The sequence below is a fragment of the Mesorhizobium sp. ISC15 genome (assembly GCF_037162615.1).
Lineage (GTDB): Bacteria > Pseudomonadota > Alphaproteobacteria > Rhizobiales > Rhizobiaceae > Mesorhizobium > Mesorhizobium mediterraneum.
The window spans coordinates 1,619,697-1,635,309 of sequence record NZ_JAVSPX010000001.1 but is presented as its reverse complement, the minus strand read 5'-3'; the positions used below and the strand labels follow the sequence as shown (position 1 = coordinate 1,635,309).

15 protein-coding genes are annotated in these 15,613 nt (G+C 63.8%); 9 read left to right on the top strand and 6 right to left on the bottom strand.

The window, feature by feature from the left end; translation table 11 throughout:
- Nucleotides 1-68: 68 nt before the first annotated feature.
- The gene (locus RPG13_RS08145) at nt 69-431 is read right to left on the bottom strand and encodes a nuclear transport factor 2 family protein (RefSeq protein ID WP_095484430.1); all 363 of its coding nucleotides are present in this window, start codon (nt 429-431) and stop codon (nt 69-71) included.
- A 113-nt stretch (nt 432-544) separates the two neighbouring features.
- On the opposite strand from RPG13_RS08145, the gene xylA reads away from it, so the two are divergent.
- Both xylA and RPG13_RS08135 read left to right on the top strand, forming a co-directional pair.
- Nucleotides 545-1,870 carry a xylose isomerase gene (gene xylA, locus RPG13_RS08140; protein ID WP_337124813.1) on the top strand — a complete coding sequence of 442 codons (1,326 nt, stop codon included), beginning with the start codon at nt 545-547 and terminating at the stop codon, nt 1,868-1,870.
- Nucleotides 1,871-2,055: 185 nt separating this feature from the next.
- Nucleotides 2,056-2,265 carry a hypothetical protein gene (locus RPG13_RS08135; protein WP_095484432.1) on the top strand — a complete coding sequence of 70 codons (210 nt, stop codon included), beginning with the start codon at nt 2,056-2,058 and terminating at the stop codon, nt 2,263-2,265.
- Between the two features lie 8 nt (nt 2,266-2,273).
- Here the strand turns inward: RPG13_RS08135 and RPG13_RS08130 are convergent, their stop codons facing one another.
- Nucleotides 2,274-3,254, bottom strand: a complete 981-nt coding sequence (locus RPG13_RS08130) for a GlxA family transcriptional regulator (protein WP_337124812.1) — start codon at nt 3,252-3,254, stop codon at nt 2,274-2,276.
- 126 nt (nt 3,255-3,380) lie between these two features.
- Between RPG13_RS08130 and RPG13_RS08125 the strand changes: the two genes are divergently transcribed.
- The 7 genes from RPG13_RS08125 (at nt 3,381) to RPG13_RS08095 (ending at nt 11,277) form a co-directional block, all read left to right on the top strand.
- Nucleotides 3,381-4,292 (top strand): 3-keto-5-aminohexanoate cleavage protein, encoded by a 912-nt coding sequence (locus tag RPG13_RS08125; protein WP_337124811.1) that lies wholly within the window; start codon nt 3,381-3,383, stop codon nt 4,290-4,292.
- Between the two features lie 28 nt (nt 4,293-4,320).
- A complete protein-coding gene (locus tag RPG13_RS08120; protein ID WP_337124810.1) occupies nt 4,321-4,950 on the top strand; it encodes an HD domain-containing protein in 630 nt (209 codons plus the stop codon).
- Complete coding sequence (locus RPG13_RS08115; protein WP_337124809.1) at nt 4,947-6,035, top strand: 3-hydroxyacyl-CoA dehydrogenase NAD-binding domain-containing protein; 1,089 nt, start codon at nt 4,947-4,949, stop codon at nt 6,033-6,035. The genes RPG13_RS08120 and RPG13_RS08115 overlap by 4 nt, the downstream gene beginning before the upstream one ends.
- A gap of 4 nt (nt 6,036-6,039) precedes the next feature.
- The gene (locus RPG13_RS08110; protein WP_337124808.1) at nt 6,040-7,203 is read left to right on the top strand and encodes an acyl-CoA dehydrogenase family protein; all 1,164 of its coding nucleotides are present in this window, start codon (nt 6,040-6,042) and stop codon (nt 7,201-7,203) included.
- A gap of 64 nt (nt 7,204-7,267) precedes the next feature.
- A complete protein-coding gene (locus RPG13_RS08105; RefSeq protein WP_337124807.1) occupies nt 7,268-9,346 on the top strand; it encodes an acetate--CoA ligase family protein in 2,079 nt (692 codons plus the stop codon).
- A complete protein-coding gene (locus RPG13_RS08100) occupies nt 9,339-10,121 on the top strand; it encodes a carnitinyl-CoA dehydratase (protein WP_337124806.1) in 783 nt (260 codons plus the stop codon). The genes RPG13_RS08105 and RPG13_RS08100 overlap by 8 nt, the downstream gene beginning before the upstream one ends.
- A gap of 214 nt (nt 10,122-10,335) precedes the next feature.
- Nucleotides 10,336-11,277 (top strand): alpha/beta hydrolase, encoded by a 942-nt coding sequence (locus RPG13_RS08095; RefSeq protein ID WP_337124805.1) that lies wholly within the window; start codon nt 10,336-10,338, stop codon nt 11,275-11,277.
- 5 nt (nt 11,278-11,282) lie between these two features.
- Here RPG13_RS08095 and RPG13_RS08090 read toward each other — a convergent pair whose 3' ends face one another.
- From RPG13_RS08090 to RPG13_RS08075, 4 genes are all read right to left on the bottom strand, one after another.
- Nucleotides 11,283-12,941, bottom strand: coding sequence for an FAD-binding dehydrogenase (locus RPG13_RS08090; protein ID WP_337124804.1), 1,659 nt, complete (start codon nt 12,939-12,941; stop codon nt 11,283-11,285).
- A gap of 27 nt (nt 12,942-12,968) precedes the next feature.
- Complete coding sequence (locus RPG13_RS08085; protein WP_095484442.1) at nt 12,969-13,955, bottom strand: Gfo/Idh/MocA family protein; 987 nt, start codon at nt 13,953-13,955, stop codon at nt 12,969-12,971.
- Nucleotides 13,956-14,236: 281 nt separating this feature from the next.
- A complete protein-coding gene (locus tag RPG13_RS08080) occupies nt 14,237-14,812 on the bottom strand; it encodes a YceI family protein (protein WP_095484443.1) in 576 nt (191 codons plus the stop codon).
- Nucleotides 14,813-14,882: 70 nt separating this feature from the next.
- Nucleotides 14,883-15,461 (bottom strand): cytochrome b, encoded by a 579-nt coding sequence (locus tag RPG13_RS08075; protein ID WP_095484444.1) that lies wholly within the window; start codon nt 15,459-15,461, stop codon nt 14,883-14,885.
- Nucleotides 15,462-15,613 lie beyond the last annotated feature (152 nt).

Here is a 15,613-nt window from a genome sequence, read left to right as displayed (position 1 = left end):
CCCCCTTGAGGGGGAGATGGCCGGCAGGCCAGAGGGGGGTGCTTGGCGCCCGCCTTACCCAGAAGTCTTCACTGCGCCGGAACCTTGTCGAGAAAGCCGGTGACGCTTTTCAGGCGGCCATTCTCGATGACGCCGATGTCGGTGCCTTCGATGACGGAATCAGTGCCTTCCGGCCCGAGATTCCACGAGAAGCGGATCGTGTCGCCAAAACCGTCCGGCTTGCCCTTGAGCGAGAACCGGAAGCCGGCAAAGCGCTGCTGGACGCCATCGATCAGCGCGGCGACGCCGTCATGGCCGTCGCCCTGCATGATCGGGTCGCGGTAGCTGACGTCCTCGGTGAAGGTCGCCTTCAGCAAGGCTTGCCGGCGAGCCGCATCACTCTCGTTCCAGGCGGTGATGTAGTTTTCGGCGATCGTGTTGAGGTCGGTCATGGTCTGTCTCCGTTGTTGAGTGGCTTTGACACGACCCTTTTCACCCAGCGCCAGCGCGAAACCAATTACGCCTGAGGTAATCAGGACAGAACCATGCGAGAGGACAGACAAACATGACCAGCGGCTTTTTCGGCGACATCAAGACGATCAAATACGAAGGACCGGATTCTACCAATCCGCTGGCCTACCGCTTCTACAACCCAGACGAGGTGGTCGCCGGCAAGCGGCTGGAGGACCATCTGCGCTTTGCCGTCGCCTACTGGCATTCGTTCGCCTGGCCGGGCGGCGATCCGTTCGGCGGCCAGACTTTTGACCGGCCATGGTTCGCCAAGGCCGGCGGCACCGACACGATGGAGTTGGCCAAGCTCAAGGCCGATGTCGCCTTCGAGATGTTTTCGCTGCTCGGCGCACCCTATTTCTGCTTCCACGATGCCGATGTGCGGCCGGAAGGCAGGGACTTTTCCGAGAGTGCCGCGCGGCTCGACGAGATCGCCGATTACTTTGCGACGAAGATGAAGCAGACCGGCGTCAAGCTGCTTTGGGGGACAGCGAACCTGTTCTCCAATCGCCGTTTCATGTCGGGGGCGGCCACCAATCCCGATCCGGATGTGTTTGCCTACGCGGCAGCGACGGTGAAACACTGCATTGACGTCACCAAGCGGCTGAAAGGCGAGAACTACGTGCTGTGGGGCGGCCGTGAAGGCTATGAGACGCTGCTCAACACCGATCTTTCCCGCGAGCAGGAACAGGCTGGCCGCTTCCTCAACCTGGTCGTCGACTACAAGCACAGGATTGGCTTCAAGGGCACCATCCTGATCGAGCCGAAGCCGCAGGAGCCGACAAAACACCAGTACGACTATGACGTCGCCACGGTCTACGGTTTCCTGAAACGCTTCGGACTTGAGAAGGAGGTCAAGCTCAACATCGAGCAGGGACATGCGATCCTGGCCGGCCATTCCTTCGAGCATGAGCTGGCGCTGGCCAATGCGCTCGGCATCTTCGGCTCGATCGACATGAACCGCAACGACTACCAGTCGGGCTGGGACACCGACCAGTTCCCCAATAATGTGCCGGAGATGGCGCTGGCCTATTACCAGGTCCTGTTGGCGGGTGGCTTCAAGACCGGCGGCACCAATTTCGACGCCAAGCTGCGGCGCCAGTCGCTCGATCCGCAGGATCTGCTGATCGCCCATATCGGCGGCATGGACGCTTGCGCACGCGGCCTCAAGGCTGCCGCCAAGATGGTCGAGGACAAGGCGCTGTCGGGTCCGCTGGCCGAGCGCTATGCCGGCTGGAACTCTGCCGAGGCCAAGGCGATGCTTGCCGGCAAGCGGACGCTGGAGGAGATCGCCGAGCGCGTCGTCAAGAAGAAGATCGAGCCGCAGCCCAAATCCGGCCGCCAGGAACTGCTCGAGAATATCGTCAACCGCTACGTCTGAGGTGTCGCGCCGGCGGGTCTCCTAACCGACCCGCCGGCCCGGAACAGCTTTGCGCGAGGGCGGAACCGGCGACAAGGTTTTGCCTCGCACGCCCCTCAATCGCCTCGCTCTTGCCTTCAAACAGCCGTCACGAATCTCGTATAGTGTGGTTCGTGGCGGGAACAGAAAGAAGGAGGCGAAACGATATGCAGCACGAACGCGAAATCGACGCCCTGCTCTCATCTGGCGAGGCCGGATCGATCATCGACCGGCTGATGGCGCTGCCGCATCCGAAGCATGGTGCGCGCAGTGCAAACGAATGGGATCGCGCGGTCGCCAGCCGCTTCGAGACCCACCTTGCGAGACAGATGCGCTCGCAGATCGACGGCAACAGCGACCGCCAGGACGCTGCCTAATCCCCACACTATCTCTGACGCAGCCTGACCGGCGCTTCGCCGAAAGCTCTTGAAAACGCCCTGGAAAATGCCGCGGCGGACGAGAACCCTGTCCGCCCGGCAATATCGGCCATGGCCACGCGCGTGTCGACCACCAGCCGGCGCGCGGCGCCCAGCCGCAGCCGGAGATAATAGGCACCCGGCGTCTCGCCGATCGATTTGCGAAAAATGCTTTCCAGCGTTCGCGCCGTCACCCCGGCGCGCTTTGCCACCGCGGCAATGGTCAAAGGCTGGTCGACATGGGTTTCCATCAGCCGGATGGCTTGCGCCAGTCGCGGATCGTAGCCGTCTAGGCGGCCGAGCGAGACCAGCGGCTGCGCATCGGTCGCCGCCCGCGCCTGGTCGTAGATGAAGACACTTGCCACATCGAGCGCGACAGCCATGCCGAGCCGCGTGCGGATCAGATGCAGCATCAGATCGAAGGTCGGCGAAGCGCCGCCGGAGGTGAAGACCGGCCCGTCGATGACATAGCGGTCGGGGCGCACATCGACGCCTGGAAAAGCCGCCGAGAAATCCTCCATGTCCTCCCAATGGGTGGTGGCGCTGCGCCCTTCCAGCAAGCCCGCGCGGGCAACCAGCCAGGTGCCGGCTTCGACGCCGCCGCAAGCGCGCGCGGCTCGCGCCGCCCGTCGCAGGCCTGAAAGCAGGGCCGATGTGGCATAGTTCTGCGTGCCGAAGCCGGCGACGACGACAAGCATATCCGTCGGCTCAGCCGAATCGAAGCGGTCGCTGACCGCAACCGGCAGGCCGCATGTGGTGATTGGCGCTTCGCCGGTCACCGAAACCAGCCTGAAATCGAACAGCGTCTCGCCGGCGATACGGTTGGCGGCACGCAGCGGATCGACGGCCGATGCAACGCACATGATCGACGAGCCGGAAAACACCAGCAGCGTCACCTTGAGCGGCGCGCGCTCAGCGCGAAAGATCGATGGCTTTTCGCTTTTTATCATATGGCCTTCGTAAAACGCAAAACAGTTTCCAGCAAGTCAGGCATTGTTGCCATCTGCTCGATCGGGCCCATGTTTGATTGGGCCATGTTTGATCGGAACCGTCTGTGCTGATTGGGAGGAAAGTCCATGCCGCTTGCGATGAACCGGGAGGTTTTCATTACCTGTGCCGTGACCGGGTCCGGCAGCTCACAGGACCGCAGCCCGCATGTGCCGCGTTCGCCCAAGCAGATCGCCGATTCGGCCATCGATGCGGCAAAGGCGGGTGCGGCGATCGTGCACTGCCATGTGCGTGATCCCGAAACCGGCAAGCCGAGGCGTGACGTGCATCTCTACCGCGAAGTGACCGAGCGCATCCGCGCGGCAGACGTCGACGTGGTGCTGAACCTGACCGCCGGCATGGGCGGCGACATGGTGTTCGGCTCGCCGGAAAACCCGCTGCCGCTGAACGAAAAAGCCACCGATATGGGCGGCGCCACCAGCCGCGTGGAACATGTCCGCCAATGCCTGCCGGAAATCTGCACGCTCGACTGCGGCACCATGAATTTCGCCGAGGCCGACTACGTGATGACCAACACGCCCGGCATGCTGCGCGCCATGGGCGGCATGATGACGGCGCTCGGCGTCAAGCCGGAGATCGAGGCCTTCGACACCGGCCATCTGTGGTTCGCCAAGCAATTGGTCGAGGAAAAAGTGCTGGATCCGGATGCGCTCGTGCAATTGTGCATGGGGGTGCCATGGGGGGCACCTGACGACCTCAACACCTTCATGGCCATGGTCAACAACGTGCCGTCGAGCTGGACCTGGTCGGCCTTTTCTATCGGCCGCAACCAGATGGCCTATGCCGCCGCCGCGGTGCTGGCCGGCGGCAATGTCCGCGTCGGGCTCGAGGACAATCTCTGGCTCGACAAGGGCGTGCTGGCGACCAACGCGCAACTGGTCGAGCGGGCGGTCAGCATCGTGTCGAACATGGGCGCAAGGGTCATCGGCCCGGAGGAAGTGCGCAAGAAGCTCAACCTGACGAAGCGCGCGCCGCTTTGAAAACGGAATCGGTAGGGAGGAGCCGCCGATGAAGACCGTGAAATTCACCGCCATGAAGGACGGCGACCGCGAGGACTACGCCTTCCTCACCGAGCACGAGATCGACTATGCGGCGAAAACCGGCGACCGGCTGCTTGACGCGCTTGTCCAGCTCGACGAGGGGCTGTCCGGCTACAAGATCACCCGGCTTGGCCATTCGCTGCAAGCGGCGACACGCGCATGGCGCGACGGCGCCGATACCGACTGGATCGCCTGCGCGCTGCTGCACGACATCGGCGACATCTACGCACCCTACAATCACGACGAATATGCAGCTTCGATCCTAAAACCGTTCGTGCGCGAGCAATGCACCTGGGTGGTGGAAAAGCACGGCGACTTCCAGCGTCTCTATTACGCCCACCATCTCGGCGGCAATCCGCATGCGCGCGACCGTTTCGCCGGCCATCATTATTTTGACGACTGCGATGAGTTTTGCGAGCGCTGGGACCAGTCGAGCTTCGACCCGGACTACGAGACGCTACCGATCGACTTCTTCCGGCCCTTCGTGCTCGAAGTGTTTGCGCGCAAGGCCTATGACCCCACCGTGATTCGAGCCGGCGAGCGAGTGCCTCTCACCGATTCCAAAGTAGCCAGGACCAGAACCGGAGCCTCCGCATGAGCATCATCAACAAGGCGGCCGCCATCGGCGGCGGCGTCATCGGCGCCGGTTGGGTGGCGCGGCTTCTCTTGAATGGCATCGACGTGTCGAGCTTCGATCCCGACCCCGAAGCCGCACGCAAGGTCGGCGAGGTGATGAAAGGCGCACGCCGCGCCTACAAGCAGATGCTGCCCGGTGGCCTGCCCAAGGAAGGAAAACTGACCTTTGCCAAGACCATCGCCGATGCCGTCGCCGATGCCGATTTCATCCAGGAAAGCGTGCCGGAACGGCTCGACCTGAAGCACCGCGTGCTGGCCGAGATCGACCTTTATGCGCCGGCTAACGCCATTGTCGGTTCGTCGACCTCCGGCATCAAGCCGACCGACATGCAGGTGGCGATGAAGAAGCATCCGGAGCGGCTGGTCGTCGGCCATCCGTTCAACCCGGTCTATCTCTTGCCGCTGGTCGAGATCGTCGGCGGCGAGCAGACCTTTCCCGAGGCGATCGAAGTCGCCAAGGAGATGTATGCCTCGATCGGCATGAAGCCGGTGGTGATCCGCAAGGAGATCGAGGCCTTCGTCGGCGACCGCCTGCTGGAGGCCGCATGGCGCGAGGCGCTGTGGCTGATCAAGGACGGCATCTGCACGGTCGAGGAACTCGACGACATCATGCGCTATGGCTTCGGCCTGCGCTGGGCGCAGATGGGCATGTTCCAGGTCTATCGCGTCGCCGGTGGCGAGGCCGGCATGCGCCACTTCATGGCGCAGTTCGGGCCGTGCCTGAAATGGCCGTGGACCAAGCTGATGGATGTGCCGGAGTTCAACGACGAACTGGTCGACCTGATCGCCACCCAGTCGGACGACCAGGCGCATGGCCTGTCGATCCGCGAGCTCGAAAAGATCCGCGACGACAATCTGGTCGCCATCATGGATGCGTTGTCGAAGCAGAACAAAGGCAAGGGCTGGGGCGCCGGCGCTTTGCACAAGGACTATACCAAGCAGCTCGCCAAGCTTGCGGCGAAGAAGCCCGCCACTTCCAAGGCGGCCAAGGCAACCAAGCCGGTGAAGGCCAAAGCTGAAAAGCCGAAGAAAAAGAAGAAAGGCTGAGACTATGGATTTTGGTCTTTCGGAGGAGCAGAAACTCATCGTCGAGACGACGCGCGCCTTCGTCGAGAACGAGCTTTATCCGCATGAGCGCGAGGTCGAACGCACCGGCGTGCTGCGCCGCGAGCTGATCGAGGAGATCAAGGCCAAGGCGATCGAAGCCGGGCTCTATGCCGCCAACATGCCGGCCGATGTCGGCGGCGCCGGCCTCGATACGGTGACTTGGCTGCTCTACGAAAAGGAGCTCGGCCGCGCCAATTACGCGCTGCATTGGACCTGTGTGGCGCGGCCCTCCAACATCCTATTGGCCGGCACGCCAGAGCAGCGCGAGAAATACCTTTATCCCTGCATTCGCGGCGAGAAATGGGACTGCCTGGCGATGACCGAGCCGGGTGCCGGCTCCGACCTGCGCGGCATGAAGGCGACCGCCGTCCAGGACGGCGACGACTGGGTGCTGAACGGCACCAAGCATTTCATCAGCCATGCCGACCTCGCCGACTTCGCCATCGTCTTCATGGCCTCGGGCGAAGAGGATTCGCCGCGCGGCAAGCGAAAGAAGATCACCGCCTTCTTCGTCGACAAGGGCACCAAGGGTTTTACGGTGCGCGACGGCTACCGCAACGTCTCGCACCGCGGCTACACCAACGCCATACTCGAATTCGACGATTGCCGGCTGCCCGGAGCCCAGGTGCTCGGCGAAGTCCACAAGGGCTTCGACGTTGCCAATTCGTGGCTTGGCGCAACCCGCCTGCAGGTCGGCGCGACTTGCCTCGGCCGGGCCGAGCGGGCGCTTGGCCATGCCATCGAATACGCCGCGCAGCGCCAGCAGTTCGGCCAGCCGATCGGCAAGTTCCAGGGCGTATCGTTTAAACTCGCGGACATGGCGACCGAGTTGAAGGCGGCCGACCTGATGGTGTTCGAAGCCGGCTGGAAGTACGATCAAGGCACCGTCACCGATCAGGACATGGCCATGGCCAAGCTGAAGGCCACCGAAATGCTCGCCTTCGTCGCCGACGAGGCGATCCAGATCCACGGCGGCATGGGCCTGATGGACGATTTGCCGCTGGAGCGCATCTGGCGCGACGCCCGCGTCGAGCGCATCTGGGAAGGCACGTCGGAAATCCAGCGCCACATTATCTCGCGGGCGCTGCTGCGCCCGTTTGGGGCTTAGAGCATGATCCCAAAAAGTGGAATCCGGTTTTTGGAAAAGATCATGATCAGACGAAAAGATGACCATGCACAGACTTGAACGTCTCCTGCGTCCACGCTCCATTGCCGTCTTCGGCGGCGCGCAGGCGGCTGCCGTCGTCGCGCAATCGATCAAGATGGGTTTTGCCGGCGATATCTGGCCGGTTCACCCGACCAAGGAGGAGGTCGCCGGCCGGAAAGCCTATCGTTCCGTGGCCGATCTGCCCGGCGCCCCCGACGCTGCCTTTGTCGGCGTCAACCGGCATTTGACCATCGAGGTGGTCAAGGCGCTGGCCGAGCGCGGTGCCGGCGGCGCCGTCTGCTTTGCCGCCGGCTTTCTCGAAACCGAGGCCTATGATGAGGACGGCGAACGGCTGCAGGCCGAACTGGTCGCAGCGGCGGGCCGGATGCCGATCATCGGGCCGAACTGCTATGGCCTGATCAACTATGCCGATGGCGCGCTTCTATGGCCCGACCAGCACGGCGGCATCAGGCTGGCCGAGGGCGGCCGCGGCGTCGCCATCATCACCCAATCGTCGAACATCGCCATCAACATGACGATGCAGAAGCGCGGCCTGCCGATCGCCTTTCTTATGACCGCCGGCAACCAGGCGCAGACCGGCCTCTCCGAAATGGCGCTTGGCCTAATCGAGGACGACCGCGTCACTTCGCTCGGCCTGCACATCGAGGCCTTCGATTCGGTAGCCGGCTTCGAAAGGCTAGCCGCGCGGGCGCGTGAGTTGAGAAAACCGATCATCGCCATGAAGATCGGCCGCTCCGAGCAGGCGCGGCAAGCGACGGTCACGCATACCGCATCGTTGGCCGGCTCCGATGCAGCTTCCGGCGCCTTCCTGAGGCGACTCGGCATCGCCCGCGTTGATTCCATCCCTGCCTTCATCGAGGCACTCAAGCTCTTGCACGTCACCGGCCCCCTGCCCGGCTACCGGCTGTCGTCGATGAGCTGTTCGGGCGGCGAGGCATCGGTCATGGCCGACAGCGCCGAAGGCCGCTGGGTGAACTTCCCGGCGCTGACCGCCGAGCACCGTGCGCACGTCAAATCGACGCTCGGGCCGCTGGTTGCAGTGGCTAACCCGCTCGACTACCACACCTTCATCTGGAACAACGAGCCGGCGATGACCGCCACCTTCACCGCCATGGTGTCGGGCGGCTTCGACCTCAACATGCTGGTGCTCGACTTCCCGCGTCCCGACCGTTGCTCGGACACCGACTGGTGGGCGACGCTACGTGCCTTCGAATCGGCGCTGAAGACCAACAAGGCGCGGGGCGCGATCGTCTCGTCGCTGCCGGAGAACCTGCCCGAGGAATACACCGCCGGACTGATGGCGCGCGGCATGGTGCCGTTGTTCGGCATTTCCGAGGCCATGGACGCCGCCCAGGCGGCAGCCTTTATCGGCTGGGCCTGGCGCGAGCCGCAGGCGCAGCCGATCGACACCTCCGCTTCCGGTGCACCGAGTGGCGACCATGTCACACCTGATGAGGCCGAGGCGAAAGCACGGCTGATCGAGGCCGGGCTTCCCGTGCCCAGGGGCGAACGCGCCGGCAACGCCGTCGAGGCGGTGATCTCGTCGATGGCGCTCGGCTTTCCGGTAGCGCTGAAGGCATTGGGCGTCACCCACAAATCCGAGCTTGGCGCGGTGCGGCTCAACCTCAGGGATGCCGAATCCGTCAGCACCGCCGCCCATGATCTCGAGCCGCTCGGCACCGGCCTCTATGTCGAGCGCATGGTGCGCGACGGCGTCGCCGAGCTGCTCGTCGGCTTCACCCGCGACCCGATGTTCGGCGCGGTGATGACGCTCGGCACCGGTGGCGTGCTGGTCGAGCTGTTGCGCGACAGCGTCACGCTGATGCTGCCGGCGACACGCGACGACATCGAGGCGGCCCTGCGCGGGCTCAAATTGTTCCCGCTGCTCGAAGGCTATCGCGGTCGGCCGAAGGCCGATGTCGCGGCGGCCATCGATGCAATATCAGGCATCGCCGCCTTCGTGCAGGAAAATGCCGGCGAGATCGAGGAACTCGACATCAATCCGCTGATTGTCTGCGCGCAAGGCAAAGGCGCCTGGATCGCCGACGCGCTGCTGGTGCTTGGAGAGAAAAAGAATGTCTGACGTCATTTCAACGCGCCGCGAGGGCACGATCCTAGAAGTCACGCTCGACCGGCCCAAGGCCAATGCCATCGATCTGAAGACCTCGCGGCTGATGGGAGAGACGTTCAAGGCGTTCCGCGACGATCCGGATCTGCGGGTCGCCATCGTCAGGACTGCCGGCGACAAGTTCTTCTGCGCCGGCTGGGACCTGAAGGCTGCGGCCGGCGGCGATGCGGTCGACGGCGACTATGGCGTCGGCGGGTTCGGCGGGCTGCAGGAACTGCGCGACCTCAACAAGCCGGTCATCGCCTGCGTCAACGGCATGGCGGTCGGCGGCGGCTTCGAGCTGGCGCTGTCCTGCGACCTCATCTACGCCTCCGATCATTCCTCCTTCGCGCTGCCCGAAATCCGCGCCGGCACGCTTGCCGATGCGGCGACGATCAAGCTGCCGAAGCGTATCCCCTATCATGTCGCCATGGATCTTTTGCTCACCGGCCGCTGGATGGATGTCGTAGAGGCGCATCGCTGGGGCCTGGTCAATGAGGTGCTGCCTAAGGACAGGCTCGAGGACCGCGTCTGGGAGGTCGCACGGCTGCTGGCCGGCGGTCCGCCGCTGGTCTTCGCCGCGATCAAGGAGACGGCCCGGGTCGCCGAATCGCTCACCTTCCAGGACGCGATGAACCGGGTGACGCGCAGGCAGCTGCCGACCGTCGATGTCCTCTACGGTTCGGAGGACAACATGGAAGGTTTTCGTGCCTTTGCGGAGAAGCGCCAGCCTGTGTGGAAGGGACGATAACGTCGGAGATGATGGCGCGAGGCACCCCCCTCTGCCCTTCCGGGCATCTCCCCCTCAAGGGGGGAGATCGGATGTCGCGAAGGCTTTCGTCAATCTTCTATGTCGCAGGGAAAGCGCCGAGCCCGAAGCTGCCAATCTCCCCCCTTGAGGGGGAGATGCCCGGCAGGGCAGAGGGGGGTGCCTGGGCGCCGTCGTCGCAGGTTGGTCTCCTCTCATGACCGACTACAATAAGCTGATCGACGCCGAGACCTGGGCCTTCATCGAGCGGACCAATTCCTACTATCCGCCTGACACGATCGACTACACGATCGATCAGCAACGTGAAATCTACGACCGCATGTGCCGCGAGTTCTTTGCCGGCTACCCAGACAATGTCACGGCGGAGACCACCGCCATTGCCACGCCCTCGCATCCCATCCCGATCCGCATCTACCTGACGCCGGCGCCGGAAGCGGCGGCGATGGTGCTCTATTTCCATGGCGGCGGTTTTATCCTCGGCGGGCTCGACAGCCATGACGACGTCTGTGCCGAGCTTTGCAGCCGCACCGGCTATGAAGTGGTTTCGGTCGACTATCGGCTAGCGCCGGAACATCTTCATCCGGCTGCCTTCGACGATGCCATCAGCGCCTTCGAATGGGCGGCGACAACTTATAAGCGCGCGATCCTGCTTTGCGGCGACAGCGCCGGCGGCAATCTCTGCGCCTCCGTCAGCCACGCGACACGCGGCCATGCGCGAAGGCCGATCGGCCAGGTGCTGATCTATCCCGGTCTTGGCGGCGACCGCTCGCAAGGGTCCTACGTGGCCCATGCCGAAGCGCCGTTGCTGACGGTGCGCGACCTCGATTTCTACACGAATATCAGGACTGGCGGCGAGGACCGCACCGGCGATCTCACTCTGTCGCCGCTGGCCGATGCCGATTTTGCCAATCTGCCGCCGACCGTGCTGATCACCGCGCAATGCGATCCGCTGTCGTCAGACGGAGAGGCCTATCGCGACCGCATCGTTGCGGCGGACGGCCACGCCTACTGGTTGGAGGAGCCGGGGCTGGTGCATGGCTATCTCAGAGCCAGGCATACGGTCGGCCACGCCCGTTCGAGCTTCACCCGCATCGTCGACGCTGTGTCGGTTCTGGGACGCGGCGAATGGATCTGGTGAGGGCTCTACCCCACCCCGCGTGACGCGGCGCGGCCGGCGCTGCGGCCGGAAAAAATGCAGCCACCGAGAAACGTGCCTTCCAGCGCTGCATAGCCATGCATGCCGCCGCCGCCGAAACCGGCGGCTTCGCCGACGGCATAGAGCCCTTCGATCGGCTGGCCCTCGGCATCCAGCACTCGGCTGCCGAGATCGGTCTGCAAGCCGCCCAGCGTCTTGCGGGTCAATATGTTGAGCCTGACCGCGATCAGCGGGCCATTGGCAGGATCTAGCATCTTGTGCGGCCTGGCCGTGCGGATCAGCCGGTCGCCGAGATAGGCGCGAGCGCCGCGCAGGGCGGTGATCTGCATGTCCTTGGAGAACGGATTGTCGAGCTGCCGGTCACGGGCGCGGATTTCGCGCTCGACCTGGCGAAGCTCAAGCAGCGGCTCGCCACCGACAAGCGCGTTCATGCGGGCGACCAGCGCCGGCAAATCAGGCTCGACGATGAAATCCTCGCCCTTCTCCATGAATGCCTTCACCGGACCGGGAACGCCTGATGTTGCGCGGCCGAGCACCTGGCGCCAGCTCTTTCCAGTGAGATCGGGGTTCTGTTCGGAGCCCGACAGCGCGAACTCCTTCTGAATGATTTTTTGGGTCAGGATGAACCAGGAATAGTCGAAGCCGGTGCCCATGATGTGGCTGAGCGTGCCCAGCGTGTCGAAGCCGGGATAGAGCGGCACCGGCAGGCGCTTGCCGCGGGCGTCGAGCCACAGCGGTGACGGGCCGGGCAGGATGCGGATGGCATGGTCGGTCCAGAGCGGCGCCCAGTTCTTGATGCCCTCGACATAGTGCCACATGCGGTCGCGGTTGATGATGCTGCCGCCGGCCGCCTCGGTGATCGCCAGCATGCGGCCGTCGACATGGTCAGGAACACCGCTGATCATGCGCCTGGGCGGCGTGCCCAGCCGCTGCGGCCAGTTTTTCCGGACAAGCTCGGGATTGCCGCCGATGCCGCCGGAAGCGACGATGACCGCTTGCGCCTTGAACTCGAAATCGCCAGCGATTTCGCGCGAACTCTTGCGGCCGCGATCGACATCGCTCGGCGCCAACATGTCGCCGCGCACGCCGTCGACGACGCCGCCCGTCCGTGTCAGTTCGTTGACCCGGTGGCGGAATCTGAAGCGGACCAGTCCGCTTTTCTCGGCCTCGCGCACACGCTGAACGAACGGGGCGAGCACGCCGGGCCCGGTGCCCCAGGTGACGTGGAAGCGCGGCACCGAATTGCCGGGGCCGACGGCGTTGCCGCCGCCGCGCTCGGCCCAGCCGACCACGGGAAAGAATTTTATGCCGCGCTGCATCAGCCACGAGCGCTTCTCGCCGACGGCAAAGCCGACATAGGCCTCGGCCCATTTGCGCGGCCAGGCATCTTCCGCGCGATCGAAGGCGGCAGTGCCCAGCCAGTCCTCCAGCGCCAGGTCATGCGAATCGCGGATGCGCATGCGCCGCTGTTCGGGCGAACCGACGAGGAAGATGCCGCCAAGTGACCAGAACGCCTGGCCGCCGAGCGACTGTTCCGGTTCCTGGTCGACGACGATGATCTTCTTGCCAGCCTCGACCAGTTCCGCCGCGGCGACGAGGCCGGCAAGGCCGGCGCCGACAATGATCACATCGGCATCGTCAGCCATTTTCTCCTCCCCGGCTTGACGAAATTGTCAGACCGTCTCCCAGCCTTCCTTCTCGCCGGCGCGGAAGATGGCGTCGATGACCTTCTGGTTGAGCACGGACTCTTCCAGCGTGAAGACGCGCTCCGTGCCGCCCTGTGCTGCCCGCGCGAAGGCCTCGACCTCCAGCCGGTACTGCTGCATGCCGGGGAAGCGGAACACTTGCGCCTCGCTGTGTTTCTGGTTGTGCAGCTCGATGCGATGATGATCGTAGATACCGGCGTTGAACGGCGAAAGCACCTCGATGAAGCCCTTCTCGCCGTGGAACACCATCACCTGCCGCGCCGCCATCTGCGTCGACAGATAGAACGACAGTTCGAAGTCGCCGAAATCGGCGCGGATCGAGGAGTAGATGTCGGTGCCGAACGTCTTGTCGCGCTCGATCGTCGCCTGGACGCGCAGCGGCTCCTTGCCCGTCGAAAAGCGCGTCGACACCGTCGGGTAGACGCCGATGTCGGGCAGCGCGCCGCCGCCGAGGTCGAGCTGGTTGCGCATGTTCTTGGGATCGACATTGTAGTAGGAGAACGCGCCCTGGACATGGCGCAGCCGGCCGATGGCGCCATTGGCGATCAGTTCGCGCACCTTGATCCATTGCGGGTGGTAGACGACCATGAAGGCTTCGCAGACCAGCACGTTTTTGGCATCGCGCAGCTTGATCAGCGGCGGAATGTCCCTGGCATCGAGCGCCAGCGGCTTTTCGACCAGAACATGCTTGCCGGCTTGAATGGCCTTCGCAGTCCATTCGACATGCTGCGCGGTAGGCAGCGGGATGTAGACGCCGTCGATGTCCTTGGATGCGAGCAGCTCGTCATAGGAGCCGAAGGCATGGGGCGCGCCGAAACGGTCGGCCAGGGCACGGGCTTTCGACAGGTCGCGGCTGGCGATCGCCGACAGCACGCCGTTCTCCGCCTCGACCATTGCGGGCAAAAGATGCTCACGGCCGATCTTGGCCGTCGACAAAACACCCCATCGGAACATCAGGCTTCTCCCTCTCGATTGCAGGACTGGAGGTTTGCCCTAATTCAGGAGAAAAGCCAATCAGACACTGGCTCGTCGATCCGCACTTTCGTCATCCTCGGGCTTGACCCGAGGATCCATGCCGCGACATCGCCGAGGAATGCGACGAAACAGAATTCTGAACCGTTGCAACGCTTTGATGTCCCGGCATGGATCCTGGGGTCTGCGCCGCGTCGCTTCGCTCCTTGCTCCGCCCCAGGATGACGAAGTGAGAGGTGTCTCTGCCAATCGCGAAAGTGAAGCTAGCTCCGCTTGCCGGTCAGTGTCATGTCGAAGTGGACGACGTTCGAATAGATCGGCGTGCCGACGTCCATGCCGTAGCGCGACCGCAGCACCTTGCCGGTGACATGGAATTTTATCGTGCCCGCCTTGAGGCCGCTAAGCTCGGCAGTGAACTTTTCCGGAAAAGTCTTGCCGCGCGCCGTCAGCCGGCCGGTGACAAGGGCTGACGTCTCGCCGGTGCGTTTCACGCTGGTCGAGCGGAACTGGATTTCCGGGTTGTTGGCGGCGTCGAACACCGCGTCGGAGCGAAGGAAGGCGTCGATGCGGCTCTGGCCGGTGCCGACGCTTTCGGGAAAGATGGTGATATTGACACGCGAGCGCCCGACATCGCTGTTGTCGATGCGGATGCTGCCCTTGAAACGGGCAAAGGCGCCGTCGAATCCGCCGCCACCGAGCTTGCCGATCGAGAAGCGAATGCTCGAACCGGCCGGGCTGATCGTGTAGCTGCCGGCGGCATCACCAAGGGTGACCGCCGCGAAAACAGGCATGGCAAGACAAGTGGCGACCGCCGCAAATCCGAGGATGCGCGCATACATGGATTTGATCCTTTTCTTGCAGGCAACGCGTTCTCCGCGCCTCACCCCGTGAACGAATGAACCGCTAGCTCTATTCCGCCTCGTGATTTGACGAAGGCCGGACCATGCGCGTCAGCACCGCGTCCTTCAGCCAGAAATGATGGCGCAGCGCCGCGGCGATATGCAGGGCGACAAGTCCGATGCCAGCATAAGCGAGATACCAATGCGTTGAGATCCAGAAGCTTTCCGCCGTGTCCGATTCCACGAGTGGCAGGTCCGGCATGACGAACAGGTTGAACGGCACGCTCGGTATCTCCAGCATCGACACTGATACCAGCGCCCAGCCGGACAGAGGCAGCGCAAGCTGAAACGCGTAGAGCGCGAAATGAACGAGCGCCGCCGCCCGGCGCTCGAAGCGTCCGACTGAGCGTGGCAGCGCCGGCGCCGCATTGCCGAGCCGCCAGGCAATGCGCAGGATCACCAAGCCGAGCAGCAAGAAACCGAAAGATTTGTGCAGCTGGATCAGCTCGAAGGCGGTGCGCTGGCTGGACACCCGCATCATGACGAAGCCGAGCACGAACTGGCCGATGAAGATCGCGGCGATCAGCCAATGGAGGACGATCGCCGCCCAGCCATAGCGGGTGGTGTCGTTTGTGATCAATGCCGGCATGGTCGGTGAACGATTGCCGGACCGGCTTTCTTCCCGCCGCTTACCCCCACCCCTAACCCCTCCCCACAAGGGGGAGAGGGACGCTGCCGCGCGCCTTCTATTTATCGCTGGTGCCGAGACATCCGCTATTTGCCGTGGTCAGCGCCTACGAG